We start from the raw sequence: 23,344 nt of genomic DNA, 5'->3' as shown, positions 1-23,344 counted from the left end.
GCAAAACCTGAGACCGGCCGCTTCGACGTGGCGTATCCCTACATGAGAGTAGAGCGATCATATAGGCATTTCAGGAGGTGCGGAAGCAATTGGCTGGCTTTCCCCGGCACGTGGCGAATGCGCTGCAGCGCAATGGCCGGTGAGTTTTCGGCTAGGGGGCCTTCGCCGGGTGGAACTGCTGCTGCGCGGCCGCCAGACCGTCACGGACCAAAACTTCAACGGCATCGGCCGCCGCGTCGATCAGGAAAGGAAGTTCCTTCTTCTCTACGCCGGAAAAGTCCTTCAGCACAAAGTCGGCGGTGTCCATCCTGCCCGGCGGGCGCCCGACGCCGACCCGGACACGCAGGTAGTCCTTGGTGGCGAGGGCCTTGGAGATATCCCGCAGTCCGTTGTGGCCGCCTTCCCCGCCGCCCAGTTTCAGCTTTACCGACGTAAAAGGCAGGTCGATTTCGTCGTGCACGGCGATTACGTGGCCGGGCTCGACGTCGTAAAACCTGGCCAGCGCCGAGACCGGGCCGCCGGATACGTTCATATAACTCAGCGGCTTGGCCAGTACCACCCGGGGGCCGCCGATTCCAAAGCGACCTTCCAGGACCTGGGCCCGGGACTTGTGGGATTTGAAACCGCTCCCGATCCGGGCTGCGAGTTCATCGAGGACCATCTGCCCCACGTTGTGCCGATTGTGGGCATACTCCGCTCCGGGGTTGCCAAGCCCTGCGATCAGCCAGGTGTCAGTCATGGGTCAGTCCTTCGGTAAGGCGGGCCGGTTCCGGAAGCGGGAGGTGGCGCTGCCGGGCCGAGACAACGGCGGCCGGGCCCCTGCAGGGACCCGGCCACCGGAGACTTCGCGGGAACTACTCGGCTGCGGCCGAGGAGCCTTCGGTGGTGTCGGCTGACGCCTCTTCCTCGGAGACCTCGGTTGCTTCGGAGATGTGGACGACGAGGGACTCGGCGTCGGCCAGCAAAACGGAGCCCGTGGGCAAAACGAGGTCGGAAGCGTGGATGTGCTCACCGGCGGTGCGGCCCTCGATGCTGACCTCGACGGACGTCGGCAGGTGGGTTGCCTCAGCTTCAAGGGAAATGAGGGTCATTTCCTGGTTGTACACGTTGCCGGGCGCCAGTTCGCCGGTCAGGTGCACGGGAACGTCGACGGTGACCTTTTCGCCGGTACGCACGGTCAGGAGGTCGAGGTGCTCGATGATCTGCTTGATCGGGTCCCGCTGGATGTCCTTGACCAGGGCAAGGTGCTGCTCGCCGTTGATGTCCAGGGTCAGCAGGGCGTTCGCCGCGCGGACGGCCAGGGTGGTGGACTTGGCCGGCACCGTGATGTGGATCGGCACGGCACCGTGGCCGTAGATGACGGCCGGGATCAGGCCAGCCATACGGGCCCGACGGGCGAAGCCCTTGCCGAATTCGGTGCGGACTTCAGCTGCGATTTTGTGCTCGGACATGGATATCTCCTAGGGACTAGCGGCGGTCAGCAAGGGCGGAGGTCTGTTTGCGACCTTCAACGCCGGGCGGCCATGCGGCCGCCCTTCCGAAGGGAGATTCAGACCCAGTCGATAACGGAGACCAGCAGACCGGTTTCCATAGATACGGATGACCGGCGCTCTCCCTCGCCAAGGTTTCGGTACAAGGTTACCAGTGCGGGACCCGGATCGTAAAAACGGTCCCGCACCGGCTGCCGCGGAGCGGCCTCGAACGGTGGTTCAGGCGTTGCCGTCAAACAGGCTGGTGACGGAGCCGTCGTCGAACACTTCGCGGATGGCGCGGGCGATCAGCGGCGCGATCGAGAGCACTGTGAGCTGCGGGAAGTGCTTGCTGGGGTCAATCGGCAGGGTATTGGTGACGACAACCTCGCGGGCCCCGGACTCGGACAGCCGCTGGGCTGCGGGATCGGAGAAGACGGCATGTGTCGCGGCGATAATAACGTCTTTGGCGCCGGCGTTCTTGAGCACCTGGACCGCACCGGAAATTGTTCCCCCGGTGTCGATCATGTCATCGATCAGCACGCAGGTGCGGCCCTCGACCTGGCCAACGACAGTCTTGGAGACTGCCTGGTTCGGGACGGTCAGGTCGCGGCTCTTGTGCACAAAGGCCAGCGGCGCCCCACCGAGGCGCTCGGCCCACTGTTCGGCGACCCGGACACGGCCGGTGTCCGGGGAAACCACAGTGATGTCGTCGGAGCCGACGCGGGTACGGATGTAGTCCGCGAGCAGCGGAATGGCCATCAGGTGGTCCACCGGACCGTCGAAGAAGCCCTGGATCTGCGAGGTGTGCAGGTCCACGCTCATGATGCGGTCGGCGCCGGCGGTCTTGTACAGGTCGGCGATCAGGCGCGCAGAGATGGGTTCGCGTCCGCGGCCCTTTTTGTCCTGCCGGGCGTACGGGTAGAACGGCGACACAACCGTGATGCGCTTGGCGGAGGCCCGTTTGAGCGAATCGATCATGATGAGCTGCTCCATCAGCCAGTTGTTCAGCGGTGCGGGATGCGCCTGGATAACGAAGGCATCCGTCCCTCGCACACTTTCTCCGGCCCGGACGTAGATCTCGCCATTGGCGAAGTCGTAGGCGTCCAGTGGCAGCAGTTCGGTTCCGAGCTCCCTGGCGATCTCCCTCGCCAGCTCGGGATGCGCGCGCCCAGCGGCAAGCACCAGCTTCTTCTCGCCGTGTGCCGTAATTTCGCTCATTTTTGCTAGCCCTCTTCTGTAGATGCCGGAGTACTGGAGGAAGTTGTGGCGGCGCCGGCGGTCCGGGCCAGGGAGGCGGAAACGGAGTCCGGGCGGTGCTCGAGCACCCAGCCCTCGGCGTTCTGCTGTTTGGCCACGGACAGGACCAGGGCCCCCGGCGGAACATCGCGGCGGATGACCGCCCCGGCTCCGCTGTAGGCACCGTCACCGACCTGCACGGGAGCCACGAACACGGTGTTGGAGCCGGTACGCACGCCCGAGCCGATCACTGTGCGGTGTTTCTTCTCGCCGTCGTAGTTCGCGGTGATGTTTCCGCAGCCAATGTTGGTGTCCTCGCCGATTTCCGCGTCACCGGCGTAGCCGAGGTGGGAGAGCTTGGAACCGCGGCCGATCGTGACGTTCTTGGTTTCGTAGAAGGCGCCGATCTTGCCGGTCTCGCCGAGGACCGTACCGGGGCGCAGGTAGGTGAACGGCCCCACGCTGGCCATGGCGCCGATTGTGGCGCCGGAACCGTGTGTCCGGATCACCGTGGCGCCCTCCCCCACCTGAACATCGGTGAGGGTGGTGTCCGGGCCGACGGCGGCGTTGCGCGCGACAGTGGTGCTGCCGTGGAGTTGTGTGTTGGGCAGCAGCCGGACGTCCTCGTCGAGGGTGACGGCGGCGTCGATCCAGGTTGTGGCCGGATCCACGATGGTGACACCGGCCCGCATCCAGGCCTCGACGGTCCGGCGGTTGAGTTCGGCACCGAGGGCCGAGAGCTGAACCCGGTCGTTGGCGCCCTCGACCTGCCAGCGGTCTTCGGTCACCACCGCTGCCACCCTGCCGCCGGCGGCGCGGGCGAGCCCCAGCACGTCGGTGAGGTACATTTCGCCCTGGGCGTTTTCGGTGGTGACGTGGGCCAGCGAATCGCGGAGCACGGCAGCGTCGAAGGCGTAGATTCCGGAGTTGATTTCGCGGATTTCGCGTTCGGCGTCCGTCGCGTCCTTGTGCTCCCGGATCCCGGTGACTGTTCCGTCCGTGGCCCGCAGGATGCGGCCGTAGCCGGTGGCGTCCGCGAGGACGGCGGTAAGCACGGTGACGGCGTTGTGGCCGGCCTCGTGGCTTGCGACGAGTTCGGCCAGCAGGCTCCCGGTGAGCAGGGGAACGTCGCCGTAGGTCACAACTACCGTTCCGCTGACCCGGCCTGCAGGGTGGAGTCCGTCGAGGGCCGCGAGTGCCGCTTGGACGGCGCGGCCGGTGCCTGGGATCTCGTCCTGGTCGACGACCAGCGCGGCCGGGTCAACGGCGGCGATGTGGGCGGCCACGAGGTCACGCTCATGCCGGACGACCAGGGCCAGCTCCTGCGGCCGGATGGTGCGGGCCGCATGCAGCGCGTGCGCGACGAGGGAGCGGCCACCGATCTCGTGGAGAATTTTGGGGGTACGGGACTTCATCCGGGTACCGGCACCTGCAGCTAGGACGATAACGGCGGCCGGGCCGGTCTTCTCGGGGCTCACGTACGGGCTCTCCTTGCTCAGTGGCTTAGCTCAGGCCGCTGCTTGGTGGATCTGGGTGGCCGGCGGCCGAGGCCAGCTGGTGCACCTTGGTTGCCGGATTCGCGCGGTTTCGGCTGACCAGACTCCGGTCGTGGCGCCAGATTCATCCTACTGGACCCACACCGGGCCGCGCCCTGCGGTGGCCGTTTACCGGCCACCGCGATGCGCAGCAGTTCCGCCCATAGGACTCGAACCTATACTCCACGGCTCCAAAGGCCGGGGTGCTGCCATTACACCAGGGCGGACCGTACCAAGGCGCTGGGCCTGTGGCACGAGAGTCAATTCTGCCATACTGCGCTCCGTGCACGCGCTGGCCCGGCTCCGGGGCCCGCAATGTCCTACCGGCGCACGCTCCCGGGCACGCCGGCACACTGAACGGCAGCACGGGAATTCAGGGCCACCGGGCCCCGTGGGACATGCCCGCCGCTGGCCCTGGCGGGTGGACATAACAGACCGGGTCCACTCCTGGCCCGGCCCGAGGCACATGTCCTGCGGGATTTAACTGACCCACGGGACATGTCCACTCCTGGCCCGGCCCGAGGGGCATGTCCGGGGGGCTGGGCGGTTACTCCCCCAGCACCTCGAGGGCACCGAGCCATTCAAGCTCGAGGGCTTCGCGTTCGACGGCGAGATCCTTGAGCTTTTTGTTCAGGGCACCAAGTTCGCCGACGGCCGAGGTGTCAGCGGCAGCGGCAGTCATCTGGGCGTGAATCTTATCTTCCTGCTGCTTGATTTTGCCGAGCTGGCGGTCGATCCGGTTTTTGGCCTTGCGGGCATCCCGCTTCTCGGCTTCGGACGGGCCTGTCGCTGCCGGGGCCGACGAGCCGCCTGCAGCGGTAACCGGGTTGCCTCCGCCGGTGATGGTGGACCCGGCCAGGGCCCCTTCGCGCAGTTCCAGGTACTGGTCCACACCGCGCGGCAGGGCTCGGATCTTGCCATCACCGAGGAGCGCCATCTGGTGGTCCGTGACGCGTTCGAGCAGGTAGCGGTCGTGGCTGACGACTACAAGTGTGCCCGGCCAGCCATCCAGGACGTCTTCGACGGCGGCGAGGGTATCGGTGTCGAGGTCGTTGGTTGGTTCGTCCAGCATCAGCACGTTGGGTTCTCCCACCAGCAGCCGCAGGAGCTGCAGCCGGCGGCGTTCACCACCGGAGAGGTCCTTGACCGGGGTCCACTGCTTCTCGTTGGTGAAGCCGAGTTGTTCCACGAGCTGGCCGGCGGTGAATTCCTTGCCCCCGACGTTGAAGGAGCGCTTCTCCCGCTCGATCACTTCGATGACGCGCAGGTCCGAGACGTCGTCGAGCTCCTTGACCTCCTGGGTCAGGACCGCGGTGACCACCGTCTTGCCGCGCTTGACTTTCCCGGCGGAGGGCTCGATCTCACCGTTGAGCAACTTCAGCAGGGTGGTCTTGCCGGCGCCGTTGACGCCGACGAGGCCCAGCCGTTCGCCGGGGGCGAGCCGCAGGGTGATGTTGTCGAAGAGCTTTTGGCCGGGTTCGCCGCCGAGGAAGTCCAGTGAGACGTTTTCGAGGTCCAGGACGTCCTTGCCGAGCCGGGCGGTGGCCATCTTGCTCAGTGCCGTCGAGTCGCGCGGTTCGGGGACGTCGGCGATCAGGGCGTTGGCTGCCTCGATCCGGAATTTGGGTTTGGCGGTGCGGGCCGGGGCGCCACGCCGGAGCCACGCGAGCTCCTTTTTTACCAGCTGCTGGCGCTTGCTTTCCACCACGGAGGCGGAGCGGTCACGTTCGGCTCGGGCCAGCACATACGCGGCGTAACCGCCGTCGAACGGGTCCATAATGCCGTCGTGGATTTCCCAGGTCTTGGTGCAGACTTCGTCCAGGAACCAGCGGTCGTGGGTGACGACGAGGAAGGCGCCCTGGTTGGCCCGCCAGCGGGTCTTCAGGTGCCGGGACAGCCACGCGACGCCTTCGACGTCGAGGTGGTTGGTGGGCTCGTCGAGCATAATAACGTCGTGGTCCTCGATCAGCAGCTTGGCCAGCGCCACACGCCGTTTCTGCCCGCCGGAGAGCGCGTGCACGTTGGCGTGCCAGTCGACGTCGGAGACGAGTCCGCCCATGACTTCGCGGATCTGGGGGTTGCGGGCCCACTCGTAGTCGGCCTGGTCCCCCACGATCGCAGCGCCGACGGTGAGGTCGCCGTCGAGCACGTCGCTCTGGTCCAGGTAGCCGATGTTGACTTCGCTGCGTTTGGTCACCCGGCCGGAGTCGGGGGTGGAGCGCAGGGCCAGCAGCCGCATAAGGGTCGATTTGCCGTCACCGTTGCGGCCCACCATGCCGATCCGGTCGCCCTCTTCAAGGCCGAGGGTAATGCCATCGAGGACGGTACGGGTTGCATAGGAGACCGTGAGGTTCTCGCCGCCGAGCAGGTGTGCCACTGGGAACTGCTTTCCTAGAGAAAAAGTAATGTCGAGCAAATATGGTCAGGCGTGATGGGGCCACGCCACTCCGCCGCGCGGAGGACAGCGCCGACCCTATTAAAGGAGCGTATCGGAGATGATGCGCGCCCCGTGAACCGGGCCGTGCACGGCCAGGGCGTCAAGGCCGTGGTGCCGGAGGTCACCCGCCAGCCCCTCGGCCGCCGCCGGGCCGTGAACCAGAAGTGCCACGGTGGGGCCGGAACCGGAGACGATTCCGGCGATCGCGCCCAGGGCCTCGCCGAGCCCGAGGGTGTCCCGGAGGCTCGGTGCCAGCGCAATGGAGGCGCGCTGGAGATCGTTGACCAGCACCCGGCCCAAGGCTTCAGCGTCGCCACCGCGCAGGGCTTGCAGGACCATCGGGTCCACAGCGGTGGGTTCCTCGATCACTACCCCTTCGGCCTCGCGGAGCCGGTCCAGGGTCCGGAAGACCTCCGGTGTGGGCAGGCCAAAATCAGCGGTCACCAGGACCCAGTTGGTCTGGGCCTTAACGAGGGCCGGCGAGAGTTCGTCGCCGACGCCGAGCCCGACGGCGGTGCCGCCGAGCAGGGAGAACGGCACGTCTGCGCCGAGTTCGGCGGCCAGATGGGCGAGTTCGTCGCGCGAGAGCCCGCTGTTCCACAGTGCGTCGCAGGCGAGCAGGGTGGCTGCCGCGTCGGCCGATCCCCCGCCCATGCCGCCGGCCACGGGGACCCGTTTGGTGATTTCGAGGTGGAGACCGGTGGAGTTCTCCGAGACGTCGGCCATAATCGCGGCGGCCTTGTAGGCAAGGTTCCGCTCGTCCAGGGGGATGTCAACGCCGTCGAGGTCCAGGGTGCTTGCCGGACCGATGCTGACCGTAATCTCTCCGGTGTTTGTGCTGGTGGCGGCGACTTCCTCGTAGAGGGACACCGCGAGGTAGACGCTGGCCACCGAGTGGTAGCCGTCTGCGCGCAGGGGTCCGACGTCCAGTGAGACGTTGACTTTGCCGGGCGCCTTGACCCGGACGGTCCTCGCGCCCAGGCGCCCTCTCACTGCATTCATGGCTCCACGCTATTCATGGCTCCACGCTATGGCATGGCGGGGTCCGGCTCCAAGCACGGTCCCGGACCTGCTTCATCTTGTCGGAGCCGCCGCCCGGGTCATTGCGCCGGCTGTCCGCGCTGTTCCGCGATCCGGGAAAACGCCATGATGTCAATCACTTCGCCTCGCGCCGTGGGATCGACACCGGCGGCACGCAGGCACCGCTCAGCCTCGGCCGCGCCGCCGGCCCAGCCGGCAAGGGCAGCACGAAGGGTCTTCCTGCGCTGGGCGAAGGCTGCATCGATGACCGCAAACACCTCTTCCCGGGTGGCCGTGGTGACGGGCGGTTCCCGGCGGGTGAATGCCACCAGGCCGGAGTGGATTTTCGGGGCGGGCCAAAAGACATTCATGCCGATGACTCCGGCCTTGCGCATGCTGGAGTACCAGGCGGCCTTGACCGAGGGGACACCGTAGGTCTTGGACCCGGGACCGGCGGCAAGTCTGTCGGCCACCTCGTCCTGGACCATCACCAGGCCGTGACGGAGGCTGGGGAAATGCTGGAGCAGGTGCAGGACCACCGGGACGGCGACGTTGTAGGGCAAATTCGCCACCAACGCTGTCGGTTCCACCGGCAGCTCGGTGACCCGCATAGCGTCGGCGAGGACAAGGTGGAAGTCCCCAACGGCGGCCGGCCGCCACCGGGCAACCGTGGCAGGGAGCTTCCCGGCCAGGACAGGATCGATCTCGACGGCGACAACCGAGCGGGCAGCGTCCAGCAGGCCCAAGGTCAGGGACCCGAGCCCCGGCCCGACCTCCAGGACCGTCTCGTCCGGGTGGACGTCCGCGGCGGCCACGATCCTGCGAATCGTGTTGCCGTCAATGACGAAGTTCTGACCGAGAGTCTTGGTGGGGCGGACGCCGATCTCCTCGGCCAGCCTGCGGATGTCGGAGGCGCCCATCAGGGGTGCAGGGGAGCTTGCCGGCTTGCTGGTGGGCTCACTGGCGGGAGCGGAAGAGGTCGGTTCAGTCACCTTGGTATCCTATCCCGCGGACCGGCCCGGGCATGGCGAGGGCCGGGTCCGAAAATCGGACCCGGCCCTCGTGGAATTCCGCTGCCGTGGTCAGCCGCTGCGGACACCCGTGCTACTCGAAGTGCCGGTCACCCGGAGCTCAGCCTCCGGTGTGGCCCCGCTAGCGCGAGGCTGCCCAGCCGCAACCCCACGGCGACAGGCCGCGCTGCGCGTAGACGCGGTTGGCGATGTCGATCTGCTGGGCTTTGGTGGCACCGGCTGCATTCGGTGCGTAAGCGCCGCCGCCGGCACCGAGCCAGGTCCGGACGTCGAACTGCAGGCCGCCGTAGTAGCCGTTGCCGGAATTGATGGACCAGTTGCCGGTGGACTCGCACTGCGCAATCTTGTCCCACATGGCTTCGTTCATCATGGCGGGGGCTGCGGCGCCGGTGTTGGCCCCGGCGGCGGCAACTGCCGCCTGGGGTGCCGGTTTGGGCTTCTCCTTGGTGCCAACCGTGATCTGTTCGGTGACCGGCTGGGCACTGACGGACTGGGACACCAGGGTGCGGGAGGCTTCGCGACCATCAACCATCACCAGCTTGAAACTCTTGTTGATGGTGCCCGCCACGCCTGCCTGGGTCACCTGCTTCTCACCCTTGATCATCCCGGCGTCCTCCGTGGTGAGGGTTTCGAACGGTACCGCTTCGGTGGACTCCGCCGTCTGGCTCACGTCCACCCGGGAAATCTTGATCACCATGTCACTGACAACCGGGGCGTTGCCGGGCTGCGAGAGCCTGTCGCTGGCGGCCAGGGAGATGCCGGCGTCGGACAGCAGCGCAGAGACATTGGCAGCCGTGGTCGTGGTCTTATTGGCCTTGCCGTCCGCGACGATGCTCACGGTCTTGGGAGTCGAGATGGACACGAACGACCCCGAGACCGCAAGCTGGGCATCCTTCGGGGCGGACAGCTCCGAGGAACCGGCAACGCCGAGTTCCGTGACGAGGCCTTCGACTGTCGGCGCAGTGGTGTTGACGGTCCGCTCGGCGCCGTCCAGGCTGACCTTGACGGCCTTGGCGAGGTTGACGTTAATGACTGTGCCGTCCTGTACATGGGAAGCAGCGGCAGGCGTCACCCGGTCCGCGGACTGGAGCTCAAGGCTTGCTCCCTTGACGACCTGGCCGACAGTGCCGCCAAAGGTCTGGACCGAGCTCACTTTGCCGTCCACGTTGAGCGTGACTGTCTTGTTGTTGCCGACGAAGGCAACCAGCCCCAGCACCAACGCGACCAGCACTACAAGTTGCGTACCGACCTTGACGAAGCTGAATTTGCCGTCCGATGTAAAAAACTTGACCACGATTGCCCATATCTTTTGGACCATCCGGGCACGGGGAAAAGTGCGAGGGCAACGCACCGCAGACAGCCCAAAGGCAGCACCGGAAACGGTGCGGTGTGTCCGCGGCGGCCCTGTGCACCGCCACACTCATAAACGAGAGCGCGCCCATGGTTCGTTGGCCACGATGCGCGCCCTGCAGGAGTGAAATTATCCGAAGGCCTTCCCCGACCCCGGCTAATAGTTCTCCACTGTAACCGGAGCGTTATAAAGCAACCAAGAAATTATGCATACGCGGTATCTAACCCTGGGCGGGGCGACCCAGTGTCATCAGTCCCAGGATCCGTATGCCTGCACCGTATTGCGGGCAATCCGGGAACACATCTCCGAGAGCTCCCAGCCAGTCAATTCGGCCATGGCCCTGACGGTGTAGGGGACCATGTAGCTAGCGTTGGGGCGTCCCCGGTGCGGGTGCGGGGTAAGGAACGGGGCATCGGTTTCGACGAGGATCCGCTCCGGCTCCGCGATGGCCAGCGCAGCCCGGAGGTTGGCGGCGTTTTTGAAGGTCAGTGTCCCGGCGAAGGACATGTACCAGCCTTCCGTATTGCAGATCCTGGCCAACCGGTCATCGCCGGAGAAGCAGTGGAACACCACCCGCTCGGGGGCGCCTTCCTCCCGCAGCACCTGGACGACGTCCTCGTGCGCGTCCCGGTCATGGATCTGGAGGGTCAGCCCGAGACGTTTGGCGATGTCGATGTGCCGGCGAAAGGAATAACGCTGGTGCGCCAGCCCGTCGCCCTCCGTTCGGAAGAAATCCAGTCCGGTCTCGCCGATGGCCCTGATCCGCGGGTGCGCCGCCAGGGCCTCGATCTCTGCCAGGGCGTCCTCCAGTTCGCCGCGGGCGGCGTACTCCGGCGCATCGTTGGGGTGCAGGGCGACGGCACCGAGCAACCTCGCATCCAGTTCGACTGCCTGAACGGTAAACCGGGACGATTCGAGGTCGCACCCCACCTGCACGGCGCCCTGCACCCCCACCGCCGCGGCGGCGTCCAGTGCGTCAGCGATGCTGACATTGAGCTCGTTGTGCGGGAAGTCCAAGTGCGTGTGGTTGTCCATAACCGGCACCGGAAGCGGTTCCGGCGCCGGCGGATAACCCTGCCTCCCGGCGCCGTCGCTGCCGGGCGCACGAAACGGAACGGGAGTCAGGGGGGTCGTCATCCGTCCACCTTATCGGCGGTCCTTCGGCCGGATGAAACCGGCGAACTCCCCGAATTAACCCAGGCGCACTATATCCGACCCGACGCTGGTCCGATATTTCCGCGGAACTCTCTGTCAGGCCCGGCAGTTCTGTTAGTAGTCTGTTCTCAAGACTGGATGCCGGCGGGCGGTATCCAGGCTCAGGCACAGACGGCTAGGAATCAACGGTCAGGAACACAGGCATACCCCAAGGAGTGACCCGGCCAGCACCAGCCGAACCGGGGCACCGCCAGGGCTGAAAGGCTACCGATGGACTACCAGCGCATCTCCCTGGACGAAGGACACCCTGACGGGCCGGACCGCCGGGAGGACTCGGCTGCGGCCGGGCTCCCGCCTGCCCTGCGCCCCGCGCCGCCGGCCGCGGCGATGGACGCGGCAGCCTTCCGCTCCGCCAGCGGACGCATCCTGACCGCCATCAGCACCGTGATCGACGGGAAAGCGGAAGCGGCCAAACTCGCCTTGACCGTGCTCTTGGCCCAAGGCCACCTGCTCCTCGAGGACGTTCCCGGTGTCGGCAAGACCCTGCTGGCCAAGACGCTCGCCCGCACCATCGACTGCTCCGTGAGCCGCATTCAGTTCACCCCCGATCTGCTCCCCTCCGACGTCACTGGCGTGTCCATCTACAACCAGGCTTCGCGCTCCTTTGAGTTCCGGCCCGGGGCGGTTTTTGCCAATATCGTCATCGGTGACGAAATCAACCGCGCCTCAGCCAAGACCCAGTCCGCCCTGCTGGAATGCATGGAAGAACACCAGGTCACGGTGGACGGCACGTCCTACAAGCTCGACGAGCCGTTTATGGTGGTGGCCACGCAGAATCCGATCGAAATGGAGGGCACCTACCCGCTCCCGGAAGCGCAGCGGGACCGCTTTATGGCGCGGATCTCCATGGGTTACCCGGACCGGGAGGCCGAAATGGAAATGCTTGAGACCCACCAGGCGACGTCCCCGCTGGCCAAGGTCACCGCCGTCGTCACCGCCAGTGAGGTCGCGGCAATGATCGCTACGGTGCGGCAAGTCTACGTCTCCCAATCGATCAAGGAATACACCGTGTCGCTGGGGCGTGCCACCAGGGAAAGCGGAATGCTCCGGCTCGGAGCCAGCCCCCGGTCCATGCTCCAGCTGCTGCGCGCGGCCAAAGCCACGGCAGCACTGGAGGGCAGGGACTTTGTGCTGCCGGACGACGTGGTCAGTGTGGCAGAACCGGTCCTGGCCCACCGGATCATCCTGGACCGCAAAGCCGTGAGTGCGGGAGAAACCGCCCAGAGCGTGATCCGTGCCGTCCTGGCGAAGATTCCGGTCAATCCGGACGTTGCGTCCGCCCCGGCTGCAACCCTGCCGAACCGCCGTTAGGGGTGGCTCCGCAGTGGCGCTGACCGACCGCTTCCCGAGGCACATCTTCACCAGCAGGGGGTGGGGACTGCTGGTGGCGGGTATGGTCTTCCTGCTGGCAGCCCAGGTGATGGGTCGCCGGGACCTGCTGGCGTTGGCAGTCCTGTTGCTTGTCCTGCCGCTGCTCTCGCTAGCCGGAACCCGGCTGCTCAAGCCCAACTTCAGCGTCTACCGGGAGTTCACCCCCGCCAGCGTGGAAGCTGCGGCCACCACCACCGTCCGGTTGGCTGTCGCCCGGACAGGCGTCGGCTCCGGCCACGCGCTGATGGAAGAGCACCTGCCCGCCCGTTTCGGCGAATCCCCCGTTTTCCGATTTCCGGCGCGTTCGGCAGCAGGCGGGAGCAGCCGCTACGAATACCATTTGCGCTCCGGAAAACGCGGCCAGTTCCTGATCGGGCCGGTCACGGCTGAGTTCAGCGACCCCTTCGGCCTCTCCCTGCACCGCCACGCCATCGACGAAGGCGCCATCCTCACTGTGACCCCGGCCGCCGTCGAACTTCCCGTCACGGGACTCGCCGGCGCCAGGGGGCACGACGGCGTTACCGCCACGCGCGTCCGGGGCAACCCGAGCGACGACGACGTGATGACCCGGGAATACCGGCATGGTGATCCGATGCGCCGGGTGCACTGGGCGGCTACGGCACGCCACGGGGAGCTGATGGTCCGGCAGGAGGAATCGGTCACCACTCCGGAGGCGACGATCATCATGGACCAGCGGCTGCAGGCCTTTAGCCGTGGCGCCTTTTCGGCCGGCACCACATCCTCTGCCCGCCACCCGTTCGGCGGTCCGCGCGGAGCGGATGGCTACCGGAGTGGACACGGCGGCGCCGCTGCCGGGGACGGGCGGGAACTCCTGACCAGCGACGCCTTCGAATGGGCCGTGACGGCCGCGGTATCCATCGGCGCCCATCTCGCCGAACGCAATTACGCGCTGCGCTTCCTCGATGCCACCGGCGAGCCCGCCTTCCGGAATTCACCGTCCGCGCCCGAGCCGGAGGCTGAAGAGTACCTCGGCGAGTCGGGGCTGCAGTCCATCGCCGAGAGCCTGGCCGCGATCCAGCTCACCGGCCCGCACCCCAACCGCCGGGACGAAACCGCGGGTGCGGCCCCGAGGCTTCCCGGCCGCAGGTATCCGTCGGCACCCGAAGCCGGCCCGCAGCCGTTCGACGACCGGCTGCTGGACAAGCTGGCCGCGCACCGGATGCGGGGGCCGGTGCTGGCCATCCTCGGACACCTCACGCCGGCCGAGGCCAGGTCACTGGCCCCGGCGGCCGGCTTTGCGGCAAACGCGTTTGCACTGGTGATCACCGGCCGTGCCGGGCAGCCCCAGGAAGCGCTCGAAATCCTCCGGCTCGGCGGCTGGCGGACAGTGCCGGTCTCCCCCTCGACGCCGCTGCCCGCAGCGTGGACGGCCTTCGACGAGGACGGTGCCACGTCACCGCCGGCCATGGCCGCTGATCTGGGACGTGGTACGGGGGTCCGGCGATGACCCTGACACCGCAGCGAAATACCGGCGCACCGGCCGGCGGTTCCGGGGTGGCCGCGGCGCACGGGCCGGATTCGGCCGCCCGTCGGTTTCCCCCGGCCAACCAGACGCCGCGGCCTGGAGCGGGCGCACAGCCATGGCTGATGGCCCTCGCGGTGGCAGTCGCCGTCGCAGGTGCGGCGCTCAGCCTCAACGGGGTGCTGCGGGGATGGTCCTGGTTCTCCCCCGTACTGTCCACGGTTTTCGCCGTGGCCTTTACGATGGCCGGGCTCCGCACGCTCCGCTGGCGCAGCGCCGTCGTGACGGCCGGTTCGCTGGCGGCACTGGTGCTGGTACTGACGTTTACCTTTTTCCGTGCGCAAAGCATCGCCGGCTTTATCCCCTCGGACACCACTGTGACGCAGCTGGGGCGGTACGTGCGCCGGGCCAGCGAGACGGTTCTGTCCGAAAGTGCCCCGGTGGCTCCGAATGCGGGCATCGTCCTGGTGGTGTGCGCCGCCCTGGGATTGATGGTGATCCTGGTCGATGCCCTCGCCTATCCGCTGCGGTTGCCGGCCACCAGCGGGCTCGGGATCCTTGCCATCCTTATCGTTCCCGCCATGATCAAGCCGCAGAGCGTCGGCGCGCTGGGCTTCGCGGCGGCAGCGGCCGGCTACCTGATGATTCTGGGGTGCAGCCACTGGTTCACGCCCGACCCGCGCACCGGGGCGGACACCGTCCGCAGCTCTGGGCAGTTACGGCGCGGCTCCCTGACTGCCGCGGTTGCGCTGACCGTTACGCTCCTGGCCCAGGTGGTGATTCCGGGTTTCGACCAGGGGACGTTCCCGCAGGGCTCGCGGCTGAATCCTTTCGGTCCGGCTTCGGGACTGAACCCCATGATCAGCCTGGGCAACAGCCTCCGCAGCCCCGCCGGTGACGGCCGGATCACCTTTGCCACCAATGCGTCCAGCACGCCGTACCTGAGGTCCGTGACGGTCGACAGTTTCGACGGCGACAACTGGACACCGGATGACCGCGCCGAAACGCGCCGGCTCGGCACGGGGAGGATCGAATCGGGCCTCGAATCCGCCGCAGCCGAAGTCAGGGTGGTCACCGCGGTGAACACCGGACAGTTCACCAGCCCCTACCTGCCGGCGCCGTACGCGCCGGAGGCAGTGAACGGCCTCACCGGCCGCTGGAGCTGGGATCCTGCCACGCTGAGTATCAAAGGTGTTGACACGAACTCCCGCGACCAGCAGTACGTAGTGCTCTCCGCCGCGCCCCAGCTCACCCCGGATCTGCTGGCGCAGTCCGGTGGGCCGGTGCTGGGAATCCCCGAGGAGTTCACCCGAGAGCCGGCGAACGTTCCGGAAATCGTGCGCACCACCGCCGACGCTGTGACCGCCGGAAACAACACCGCCTATGCCCGGGCCATCGCCATCCAGCGCTACCTGCGTTCCGCAGAGTTCACCTATTCGCTGCAGTCCCCGGTCCAGGGCGGGTATGACGGCAACGGCCTGTCTGTCCTGGCTGACTTCCTGACCCAGAAAAGCGGGTACTGCATCCATTTCGCCTCGGCCATGGCCGTGATGGCACGGTTGGAAGGCATCCCCAGCCGGATTGCGGTCGGTTACGCGCCGGGCCGGCCCACCGGGGCCACTGTGTCGATCGGAGGCCAAGGCGCCCTGCCGGAATATGAGGTCGACGCCCGCGACGCCCATGCGTGGCCCGAACTCTATTTCCAGGGCCTTGGCTGGGTCCCCTTCGAACCCACCCCCTCGCGCGGAGTCGTTCCCGCCTACGCCAGGGACAGCTCGGCCCCCGGCGGCGCCAGTACCAATGAAAATAACGACGGCCTCATTCCAAGCTCGAACCCCAGCACGTCACCGGTGCCCACTGTGGCTCCGCTGCCGCTGCCGGACGCCGCCGCCGGGGCGGGCGCGGCAAGCGTGTTGGTGCCAGCGCTCTACGGCACCGGCGCGTTGCTTGTCCTGGTGCTGTTGCTGGCCTCACCGCAACTGGCCCGCGGCGCCGTGCGGCGCCGCCGATTGAACGGTTCCGGGGGCGGCACGGCGGCAGCGCTGCAGGCTTGGGCAGAATTGCGCGATCTCAGCACGGATTACGGCCTGCCGCCGCAGACCAGCGAGACTCCGCGGCATTTCTCAGCCAGGCTGCGGTCCTCGGGTGCACTGGGAGAGCCAGAGGGCATCGATGCGGACGGCCACATCGCCGTCAGGTCCCTGACGGCCGACTTCGAACGCCGTCGCTACGGCCGCCCGCCCGCCGGGAACGACGGTGACGTCGTCCCTGCCCGCCCCGCAAGCCCTGCCGGCAACGGGAGCCCGGCCGGCAACGGGAGTCCGGCCGGCAACGGGAGTCCGGCCGGCGGAACCAGCCAGGACGGCAGCGCCGCAAGCTCCGCTGCTCCCCTCATTTTGGCCGTCCGGACGTCCCTGCGCGCCCACGCGGGACCGCTGGCGCGCTGGCGCGCGGTCTGGCTGCCGCCTTCCATCCTGGGTCTCTGGCGGCGAGCCGCGGCGGCGCCTTTTCACGCCAGCCGCCGGACAGCACAACGCACCCGGCACGGCATCGCACGGGCCTGGTTGGGGACCCGTGAAGCGCTGCGCCGGGTGCGTTGGCTGCGCCGGAGCTGAAGCGTCCCGGCCAGCGGACGTGGTACTAGCCGGCGTACGGGTCGGCGATGCCGATGTACTGGGTGTAGAGGTATTCCTCGATGCCTTCCAGGCCGCCTTCGCGGCCCAGGCCGGACTGCTTGACCCCGCCGAAGGGTGCAGCCGCGTTGGAGACGACGCCGGCGTTCAGGCCCAGCATGCCGGTCTCCAGGCGTTCGCCCATCCTGATGCCCCGGTTGAGGTCCTTGGTAAAGACATAGGCCACCAAGCCGTACTCGGTGTTGTTCGCGAGGCGGACGGCCTCGTCCTCGGTGTCGAAGGTGATGATCGGGGCGACGGGTCCGAAGATTTCCTCGGACAGGATCCGGGTGCCCTCGGTGACGCCCTTGAGGATGGTGGGCTGGTAAAAGTATCCCGGACCCTCGACGGCGGCGCCGCCGATCACTGTGACCGCACCGGCCGCCACGGCATCGGAGACCAATTCGTGGACCTTGTCCCGGCTCTTCGCATCGATCAGCGGGCCGACCTTGGAGTCGGCTTCCGTACCGCGGGCAGTGGTCATATCCGCCATCTTCGCGGCGAACTTCTCTGCGAACTCGTCGGCGACGGACTCGTGCACAATGAACCGGTTAGCGGCCGTGCAGGCCTCGCCCATGTTGCGCAGCTTCGCCAGCATCGCCCCGGTGACGGCTGCGTCGACGTCGGCGTCCTCGAAGACCACAAACGGGGCGTTGCCGCCGAGCTCCATCGAGGTCCGCAACACGTTTTCGGAGGCATCGGCGAGCAGCCGGCGGCCAACTTCAGTGGAGCCGGTGAAGGAAAGCTTCCGGAGCCGGGAATCCTTGATCAGCGGACCGGTCGTGGCCCCGGCAGTGGAGGTGGGGATAACGTTCAGGACACCGGCGGGCAGCCCGGCTTCCATCATCACCGCGGCGAACAGCTGGGACGTCAGCGGCGTCAGGTTCGCGGATTTGAGCACCATCGTGCAGCCCGCGGCGACGGCGGGGGCCACCTTGCGGGTCGCCATCGCCAGCGGGAAGTTCCACGGCGTAATCAGCAGGCACGGGCCCACCGGCTTCTTCGTCACCAGCAGCCGGGACTTTCCGTCCGGGGAGACGGAGTAGCGGCCGAAGGCGCGGACAGCTTCCTCGGAGAACCAGCGCAGGAACTCCGCACCGTAAGTGACCTCGCCGCGGGCCTCGGCCAGCGGTTTGCCCATCTCCATCGTCATCAGCAACGCAAAATCATCAGCCCGTGCGGTGACCAGCTCGAAAGCCCGGCGCAGAATCTCCCCGCGCTCCCGGGCCGGGACCTTCGCCCAGGAATCCTGTGCCTCAGCCGCGGCGTCGAGGGCGGCGGCCCCGTCTTCGGGCCCGGCATCGGCAATGCTCAGCAGGACCTTGCCCGTGGCGGGGTCCTCCACGTCAAAGGTCTTGCCGGAGGCAGCCGGGCGCCACTGGCCGCCGATCAGCAGGCCGGTCGGAACAGAAGCCAGCAGGGCGCTCTCACGCTCGGCGGTAACAATGGGCTGGGTAGTTGCAGTCACGGTTGACTCCCTCGTCAGCAATTCGGTTGGATGGGTTCGGTTCAGCGCCGTTCGAAAAACCATACGCAGGGCGCTGCATTTACTGCCACGGTACTGCCGTGCTCTGGAGACTGTCTACGCTTGTCCGCACTACGCCGAGCGGGGTTCGCTGTGCAGCTGCACAGCGCTAGCCCGGGCCGGCGACAAGGGCGCTACCGGGCCGCAAGCACCGCGGAATAGAGTTCCCGCTTGCTGACCCTGGCGTCCTCCGCCACAGCCGCGACGGCCTCCTTGAGCCGGATTCCCTGCGCCATCAGCGCATTCACGTCGGCGACCAGATCTTCCGGCCGCCCCGGAGCCCGCTCCGGGGCGCCGCCCACAACGACGGCGATCTCGCCACGCACCTCGTTGGACTCGGCCCAATCGAGCAGTTCGCGCAGGGTGCCCCGGATGACTTCCTCGTAAGTCTTCGTCAGTTCCCGGCAGACCGCCGCCCGGCGGTCCGCGCCGAACCGCTCACGCAGCGCCCGAAGCATCGGTTCGAGCCGATGCGGGGCCTCAAAAAACACCATCGTGCGCCGTTCTGCGTCGAGATCCGCGAGACGCGAGGAGCGTTCGCCGGCTTTGCGGGGCAGGAAGCCCTCGAAGCAGAAGCGGTCCGTAGGCAGCCCGGAGAGCGCGAGTGCGGTGAGGACTGCTGACGGCCCGGGTGCTGCGGTGACAGTCAGGCCGGCGGCGACGGCTCCTTCGACGAGGCGGAAGCCGGGGTCCGAGACGGAGGGCATACCGGCGTCGGTCACCATCACGAGGGTCTTGCCGGCGCGTACCTGGTCAAGGAGTTCGCCGGTCTTGGCGTCCTCGTTGTGCTCGTGATAGCTGATGATCCGCCCGGAAACAGTGATCCCCAAAGTCTGCACCAGCCGGTGCAGCCGCCGGGTGTCCTCGGCGGCGACGATGTCCGCCGTTGTCAGCAGCTCGACCAGCCGGTAGGTAGCGTCCCCGGCGTTTCCGATCGGCGTTGCCGCCAACACGATCCGTCCCGGGCCGCCGGTTTGCGGTACCGGCCCCGTTCCGGGGTTTTCCCCGGGCCGGGGACCGGAGCCATCCTCGACGTCGTCCGAGCGGACCAGCTTGTCGCCGGGAGGGTTCGGGGTAATGCTCAAAATAGGCTCCACAGGACCAGCCTACTGCCGGGGAGCGGCGGATGGAGACGACTCCCGGTCCGTGCGCCGGGCCGGACGCCGGGCCGCAAAAGGTAGCATGGGCTTCGTGACGCAGACCCCCACGCGGACCGTAGACCCCGGTTCCGCCGGATCGGCCCCCCCAGCCCCCCCAGCCCCCAGCACCGGACGCAATCTGGAGGGGCACCGCTGGCTCAGCCGCCCGGCGGAGGCGTTTACCGTCGACGCCCTCCAGGAACGCCTGATCGGCAGCCTCCGGAGCTGGCGGGACTATCCGCCGTCGCTCCGGCTGTGGTTCTGGCTTGTCCCGTCCATCAGCGCGGCCCTGGGCGGAATTCTGCGGTTTGTCCGGCTGGATTCCCCCCGCAGCCTGGTGTTCGACGAGACCTATTACGTCAAGGACGGCTACTCGCTGTTGGTCAGCGGCTATGAACGCGCGTGGCCGGACAAAGCCAACGATTCCTTCGTCGCCGGAAATCCCCAGGTGCTGCTGGACACGCCCGAATACGTGGTCCACCCGCCGGTCGGGAAGTGGATGATTGCCGCCGGCATGTGGCTCTTTGGCCCGGACAACCCCTTCGGCTGGCGGTTCGGGGCGGCCCTGACCGGCACGCTGTCCATCTTCTTGCTGGCCCTGATCGCCCAGAAGCTTTTCCGCTCCCTGACCCTCGGAGCCGTGGCCGGTGTGCTGCTGGCGGTGGACGGACACCACCTGGTGATGTCGCGGACCTCGCTGCTGGACATCTTCCTGATGTTCTGGGTCCTTGCCGCGTTCGGCGCCCTGCTGATGGACCGCGACGACGGCCGCCGCCGGCTGGCCGTGCGGCTGGGCCGTCAGGCAGGCGCCGCCCCGGACGGACGGCCCGACCTGCTCCAGCTGGCGTCGGGCCCCTGGCTGGGGATCCGCTGGTGGCGCCTCGCCGCCGGCGTGTGCCTGGGATTGGCGGTTGGCACTAAGTGGTCCGGGCTGTTTTTCCTGGCCGGTTTTGGGCTGCTGACCGTCTTCTGGGACCTGAGCGCACGCCGGATCGCCGGAATCCACGGCTGGATCAGCGGCGGGATCCTCAAGGACGGAATCCCTGCCTTCCTGGGCATCGTCCCGGTCGCCGCACTGGTGTACACCGCCACGTGGACCGGGTGGTTCCTGTCCAAGGACGCCTACTTTCGGAACTGGGCCGCGGCCGTGCCCTCGGCGGAATGGGGCTGGCTGCCCAACGCCGTCCGGTCGCTGGCGCACTACCATCTGGAGGCCTACAGGTTCCACCAGGGCCTCAGCTCGGAGCACCCGTACGAGGCCAGCGCCTGGAGCTGGCTGGTGCTCGGCCGGCCCACGTCCTTCTTCTACGAATCCCCCAAACCGGGCAGTCCCGGCTGCGATACCGCTAGCTGCACAACGGCAATCCTGTCGGTGGGCAACCCTGTGATCTGGTGGGGCGCCGCCGTCTGCCTTGGTGTGCTTCTCTTCTGGTGGGCCGGGCGGCGGGACTGGCGTGCCGGGGCCGTGCTCGCGGCCGTGGGCGCCGGCTACCTCCCCTGGTTCCTCTACCCGGAACGAACCATGTTCTACTTCTACGCCGTGTCCTTCGAGCCCTTCCTGGTGCTGGCCCTCGTCTACTGTCTGGGGCTTGTCCTGGGCCAGCGCACGGATCCGCTGTGGCGCCGTCGTTCCGGACTGTACCTCGTGACCCTCTTTGTGGTCACGGCGATCGTCGTCTCGGCCTTCTTCTATCCCGTCTGGACCGCCGAGACCATCACCTACCAGGATTGGCGGTTCCGGATGTGGATGCCGTCCTGGATCTAGGGCAGGATTGCAGGTGACGTCCACCGGCACCAGGCGGACCCGGAACGGAGACATGGCTGTGAGAGAAGCAAGCACCGGACTGCTGGTCAACCTCGACCCGGGGAGCAACGTAACCGACCTGCTGCTGGCACAGCATGCCAAGGATCCCGTGCATGCGCTCTACTCCCGCAAAGGACCGGCCGGTTGGGCCGACGTCTCCGCAACGCAGTTCCTGGACCAGGTCCGGGCACTGGCCAAGGGCCTGATCGCCGGCGGCATCACTCCCGGCGAAACGGTAGCGGTGATGTCCGGCACCCGCTACGAGTGGACCGTGGTGGACTTTGCCGTCTGGTTCGCCGGCGGCGTCCCCGTTCCCATCTACGAGACGTCCTCGGCCAGCCAGATCGAATGGATCCTGCACGACTCCGGGGCCCGGCGGGTCTTCGCGGAGAACGAGCTCCGGGCGGGGCTTGTGCGTGAGGTCCTGGACAGCTCAGCGGTGCTCGGCGACGCGGTGCTGCCCGTAGTGCGGATGGACTACGACGGCGACGCCCCTAACCTTGCCAGCCTGGCGGCGGCAGGCAGCGGGGTTGGCGACGCCGAACTCGAACAGCACCGGACCGCGGCCGGCCTTGCCGACGTCGCGTCACTCGTCTACACCTCCGGAACGACGGGCCGGCCCAAAGGCTGCGAAATCACCCACGGAAACTTCGCCCTCGTCGCCAAGAACATCGTGCCGTTCCTGCCCGAGATCCTCTTGCAGCCCCGCACCCGGACCCTGATGTTCCTGCCGCTGGCCCATGTCCTGGCCCGCGCAGTCCAGGTGATCTGCCTGAGCGCAGGAACCACACTCGGACACACCGCCAGCGCCAAGGAACTGCTCGCGGACCTGGCCAGCTTCAAACCGACCTTCCTGCTTGTTGTGCCCCGAATCTTCGAGAAGATCTACGCCGGGGCCGCCCACAAGGCGGCCGTGGCCGGGAAGGAACGCCTGTTCCTGGCTGCCGCCGCCGTCGCGGTGGACTACTCAAAACAACTCGACGCCGCGGCCCGGGGCGAGGGAACCGGGCCCGGGCTGGTGATCCGGGCCAAGCACGCCCTCTTTGACCGGCTGCTGTACCCCAAACTGCGGCAGGCATTCGGCGGACAGTTGGGCTACACGGTTTCGGGAGCCAGCCCGCTGAGCCCCCACGACGCGCACTTCTTCCGGGGCGCAGGAGTCCCTGTCCTGGAAGGCTACGGCCTCACCGAAACGACGGCACCCTGTACGGCCAACACTCCGACCCGGACCAAGGTGGGGACGGTTGGCATACCGGTACCCGGAACCACCATCCGGGTCGCCGAAGACGGCGAGATCCTGGTCAAGGGCATCGGCGTCTTCAAGGGTTACCACAACAACGCCGCGGCCAACGCGGAGGCGTTTGTGGACGGGTTTTTCCGCACCGGCGACCTGGGGTCACTGGACGCGGACGGCTTCCTGACCATCACCGGCAGGAAAAAGGATCTGCTGGTGACCGCCGGCGGCAAAAACGTCGCCCCCGGGCCGCTTGAGGAAAAGATCCGCGAACACGAATTGGTTCTGCAGGCTGTGGTGATCGGCGACGGCAGGCCCTTCGTATCAGCCCTGATCAACCTGGACCCGGAGGGCCTGGAAAACTGGTGCGCCGCCCACAAGGTTCCGGCGATGAGCACCGCCGTGGCCCGCGGCAGCGATCTGGTCCGGGTGGCCCTGCAGAGCGCCGTGGACGACGCGAATGCCCTGGTTTCCCAGGCCGAGTCCATCCGCAGTTTCGTGGTCCTGGACGCCGACTTTACGGTGGAGTCCGGTCACCTGACACCGTCCCTGAAGCTCAAGCGCGCCGCCGTTGTGCGTGACTTCCAAGCGCAGATTAACGGCATCTACGGCTAACACCGCAGGATCGGCCCCGGATGCAGGAAAGCGGCCGGCACCATGGGTGCCAGCCGCTTGCCGTGCCTGTCCGGAGTCGCCGGCCAGTGCCGCTACCCGGTGCTGGAGCTTCCCCGCGCGGGGGTGTCCAGGGTTCCGGCGCCGGCTGTCCCGGCCGCAGCGGCGCCGTGCGGGGCGGCGGAACGCGGGACAGAGCCTCCGGCA

Annotated in this window: 16 protein-coding genes and 1 tRNA gene; 5 read left to right on the top strand and 12 right to left on the bottom strand. The window is 67.4% G+C overall.

Going from position 1 to position 23,344, the window contains the following annotated elements; all coding sequences use genetic code 11:
- Positions 1–151 precede the first annotated feature (151 nt).
- The 10 genes from pth to ABIB49_RS13425 all read right to left on the bottom strand — a co-directional run bounded on the left by pth (position 152) and on the right by ABIB49_RS13425 (position 11,219).
- Complete coding sequence (gene pth / locus ABIB49_RS13470; RefSeq protein WP_226773586.1) at positions 152–739, bottom strand: aminoacyl-tRNA hydrolase; 588 nt, start codon at positions 737–739, stop codon at positions 152–154.
- A gap of 115 nt (positions 740–854) precedes the next feature.
- Positions 855–1,451 carry a 50S ribosomal protein L25/general stress protein Ctc gene (locus ABIB49_RS13465; protein WP_226773587.1) on the bottom strand — a complete coding sequence of 199 codons (597 nt, stop codon included), beginning with the start codon at positions 1,449–1,451 and terminating at the stop codon, positions 855–857.
- A gap of 258 nt (positions 1,452–1,709) precedes the next feature.
- Positions 1,710–2,690: a ribose-phosphate diphosphokinase gene (locus ABIB49_RS13460; RefSeq protein WP_226773588.1), complete on the bottom strand. Its 981-nt coding sequence runs from the start codon at positions 2,688–2,690 to the stop codon at positions 1,710–1,712.
- A 5-nt stretch (positions 2,691–2,695) separates the two neighbouring features.
- Entirely contained in the window at positions 2,696–4,186 is a 1,491-nt protein-coding gene (gene glmU, locus ABIB49_RS13455) for a bifunctional UDP-N-acetylglucosamine diphosphorylase/glucosamine-1-phosphate N-acetyltransferase GlmU (RefSeq protein ID WP_226773589.1), read from the bottom strand.
- 212 nt (positions 4,187–4,398) lie between these two features.
- A tRNA-Gln gene (locus ABIB49_RS13450) sits at positions 4,399–4,470 on the bottom strand.
- Positions 4,471–4,790: 320 nt separating this feature from the next.
- Positions 4,791–6,620: an ABC-F family ATP-binding cassette domain-containing protein gene (locus tag ABIB49_RS13445; RefSeq protein WP_226773590.1), complete on the bottom strand. Its 1,830-nt coding sequence runs from the start codon at positions 6,618–6,620 to the stop codon at positions 4,791–4,793.
- A gap of 99 nt (positions 6,621–6,719) precedes the next feature.
- Positions 6,720–7,682 (bottom strand): 4-(cytidine 5'-diphospho)-2-C-methyl-D-erythritol kinase, encoded by a 963-nt coding sequence (locus tag ABIB49_RS13440; protein ID WP_226773591.1) that lies wholly within the window; start codon positions 7,680–7,682, stop codon positions 6,720–6,722.
- Positions 7,683–7,780: 98 nt separating this feature from the next.
- Positions 7,781–8,620, bottom strand: coding sequence for a 16S rRNA (adenine(1518)-N(6)/adenine(1519)-N(6))-dimethyltransferase RsmA (rsmA, locus tag ABIB49_RS13435; RefSeq protein ID WP_226773618.1), 840 nt, complete (start codon positions 8,618–8,620; stop codon positions 7,781–7,783).
- Between the two features lie 232 nt (positions 8,621–8,852).
- The gene (locus ABIB49_RS13430; protein ID WP_226773592.1) at positions 8,853–10,025 is read right to left on the bottom strand and encodes a resuscitation-promoting factor; all 1,173 of its coding nucleotides are present in this window, start codon (positions 10,023–10,025) and stop codon (positions 8,853–8,855) included.
- Positions 10,026–10,331: 306 nt separating this feature from the next.
- Positions 10,332–11,219 carry a TatD family hydrolase gene (locus ABIB49_RS13425; protein WP_226773593.1) on the bottom strand — a complete coding sequence of 296 codons (888 nt, stop codon included), beginning with the start codon at positions 11,217–11,219 and terminating at the stop codon, positions 10,332–10,334.
- 288 nt (positions 11,220–11,507) lie between these two features.
- Here ABIB49_RS13425 and ABIB49_RS13420 point away from each other — a divergent pair, with 288 nt between their 5' ends.
- From ABIB49_RS13420 to ABIB49_RS13410, 3 genes are read left to right on the top strand one after another with little or no spacing between them, the layout of a single operon-like run.
- The gene (locus tag ABIB49_RS13420) at positions 11,508–12,608 is read left to right on the top strand and encodes an AAA family ATPase (RefSeq protein ID WP_226773594.1); all 1,101 of its coding nucleotides are present in this window, start codon (positions 11,508–11,510) and stop codon (positions 12,606–12,608) included.
- 13 nt (positions 12,609–12,621) lie between these two features.
- Positions 12,622–14,136 carry a DUF58 domain-containing protein gene (locus ABIB49_RS13415; RefSeq protein ID WP_226773595.1) on the top strand — a complete coding sequence of 505 codons (1,515 nt, stop codon included), beginning with the start codon at positions 12,622–12,624 and terminating at the stop codon, positions 14,134–14,136.
- Positions 14,133–16,766 carry a transglutaminase TgpA family protein gene (locus ABIB49_RS13410; protein WP_283479823.1) on the top strand — a complete coding sequence of 878 codons (2,634 nt, stop codon included), beginning with the start codon at positions 14,133–14,135 and terminating at the stop codon, positions 16,764–16,766. Before ABIB49_RS13415 ends, ABIB49_RS13410 begins: the two co-directional genes overlap by 4 nt.
- 25 nt (positions 16,767–16,791) lie before the next feature.
- Here the strand turns inward: ABIB49_RS13410 and ABIB49_RS13405 are convergent, their stop codons facing one another.
- Both ABIB49_RS13405 and rsmI read right to left on the bottom strand, forming a co-directional pair.
- Complete coding sequence (locus tag ABIB49_RS13405; RefSeq protein ID WP_282359175.1) at positions 16,792–18,291, bottom strand: NAD-dependent succinate-semialdehyde dehydrogenase; 1,500 nt, start codon at positions 18,289–18,291, stop codon at positions 16,792–16,794.
- Positions 18,292–18,482: 191 nt separating this feature from the next.
- The gene (rsmI, locus tag ABIB49_RS13400; protein WP_354157162.1) at positions 18,483–19,304 is read right to left on the bottom strand and encodes a 16S rRNA (cytidine(1402)-2'-O)-methyltransferase; all 822 of its coding nucleotides are present in this window, start codon (positions 19,302–19,304) and stop codon (positions 18,483–18,485) included.
- A 226-nt stretch (positions 19,305–19,530) separates the two neighbouring features.
- On the opposite strand from rsmI, the gene ABIB49_RS13395 reads away from it, so the two are divergent.
- Together ABIB49_RS13395 and ABIB49_RS13390 are read left to right on the top strand one after the other, a co-directional pair.
- The gene (locus ABIB49_RS13395; RefSeq protein ID WP_354157155.1) at positions 19,531–21,252 is read left to right on the top strand and encodes a dolichyl-phosphate-mannose--protein mannosyltransferase; all 1,722 of its coding nucleotides are present in this window, start codon (positions 19,531–19,533) and stop codon (positions 21,250–21,252) included.
- 58 nt (positions 21,253–21,310) lie between these two features.
- Positions 21,311–23,140: an AMP-dependent synthetase/ligase gene (locus ABIB49_RS13390; protein WP_226773620.1), complete on the top strand. Its 1,830-nt coding sequence runs from the start codon at positions 21,311–21,313 to the stop codon at positions 23,138–23,140.
- The last annotated feature ends 204 nt before the right edge of the window (positions 23,141–23,344 follow it).

It is taken from the genome of Arthrobacter sp. UYCu512, assembly GCF_040547075.1.
In the GTDB taxonomy this organism is placed as follows: Bacteria; Actinomycetota; Actinomycetes; order Actinomycetales; family Micrococcaceae; genus Arthrobacter.
Note: the sequence above shows the minus strand (reverse complement) of the source record. Positions and strands in the feature narration are given on the sequence as shown.

Coding starts and splice junctions, on each gene's coding strand:
- ABIB49_RS13395 (WP_354157155.1), top strand. CDS start 19,531: ATGGGCTTCGTGACGCAGACCCCCACGCGGACCGTAGACCCCGGTTCC.
- ABIB49_RS13425 (WP_226773593.1), bottom strand. CDS start 11,219: ATGACGACCCCCCTGACTCCCGTTCCGTTTCGTGCGCCCGGCAGCGAC.
- ABIB49_RS13465 (WP_226773587.1), bottom strand. CDS start 1,451: ATGTCCGAGCACAAAATCGCAGCTGAAGTCCGCACCGAATTCGGCAAG.
- pth (WP_226773586.1), bottom strand. CDS start 739: ATGACTGACACCTGGCTGATCGCAGGGCTTGGCAACCCCGGAGCGGAG.
- ABIB49_RS13460 (WP_226773588.1), bottom strand. CDS start 2,690: ATGAGCGAAATTACGGCACACGGCGAGAAGAAGCTGGTGCTTGCCGCT.
- ABIB49_RS13440 (WP_226773591.1), bottom strand. CDS start 7,682: ATGAATGCAGTGAGAGGGCGCCTGGGCGCGAGGACCGTCCGGGTCAAG.
- rsmA (WP_226773618.1), bottom strand. CDS start 8,620: ATGGGCGCCTCCGACATCCGCAGGCTGGCCGAGGAGATCGGCGTCCGC.
- ABIB49_RS13420 (WP_226773594.1), top strand. CDS start 11,508: ATGGACTACCAGCGCATCTCCCTGGACGAAGGACACCCTGACGGGCCG.
- ABIB49_RS13410 (WP_283479823.1), top strand. CDS start 14,133: ATGACCCTGACACCGCAGCGAAATACCGGCGCACCGGCCGGCGGTTCC.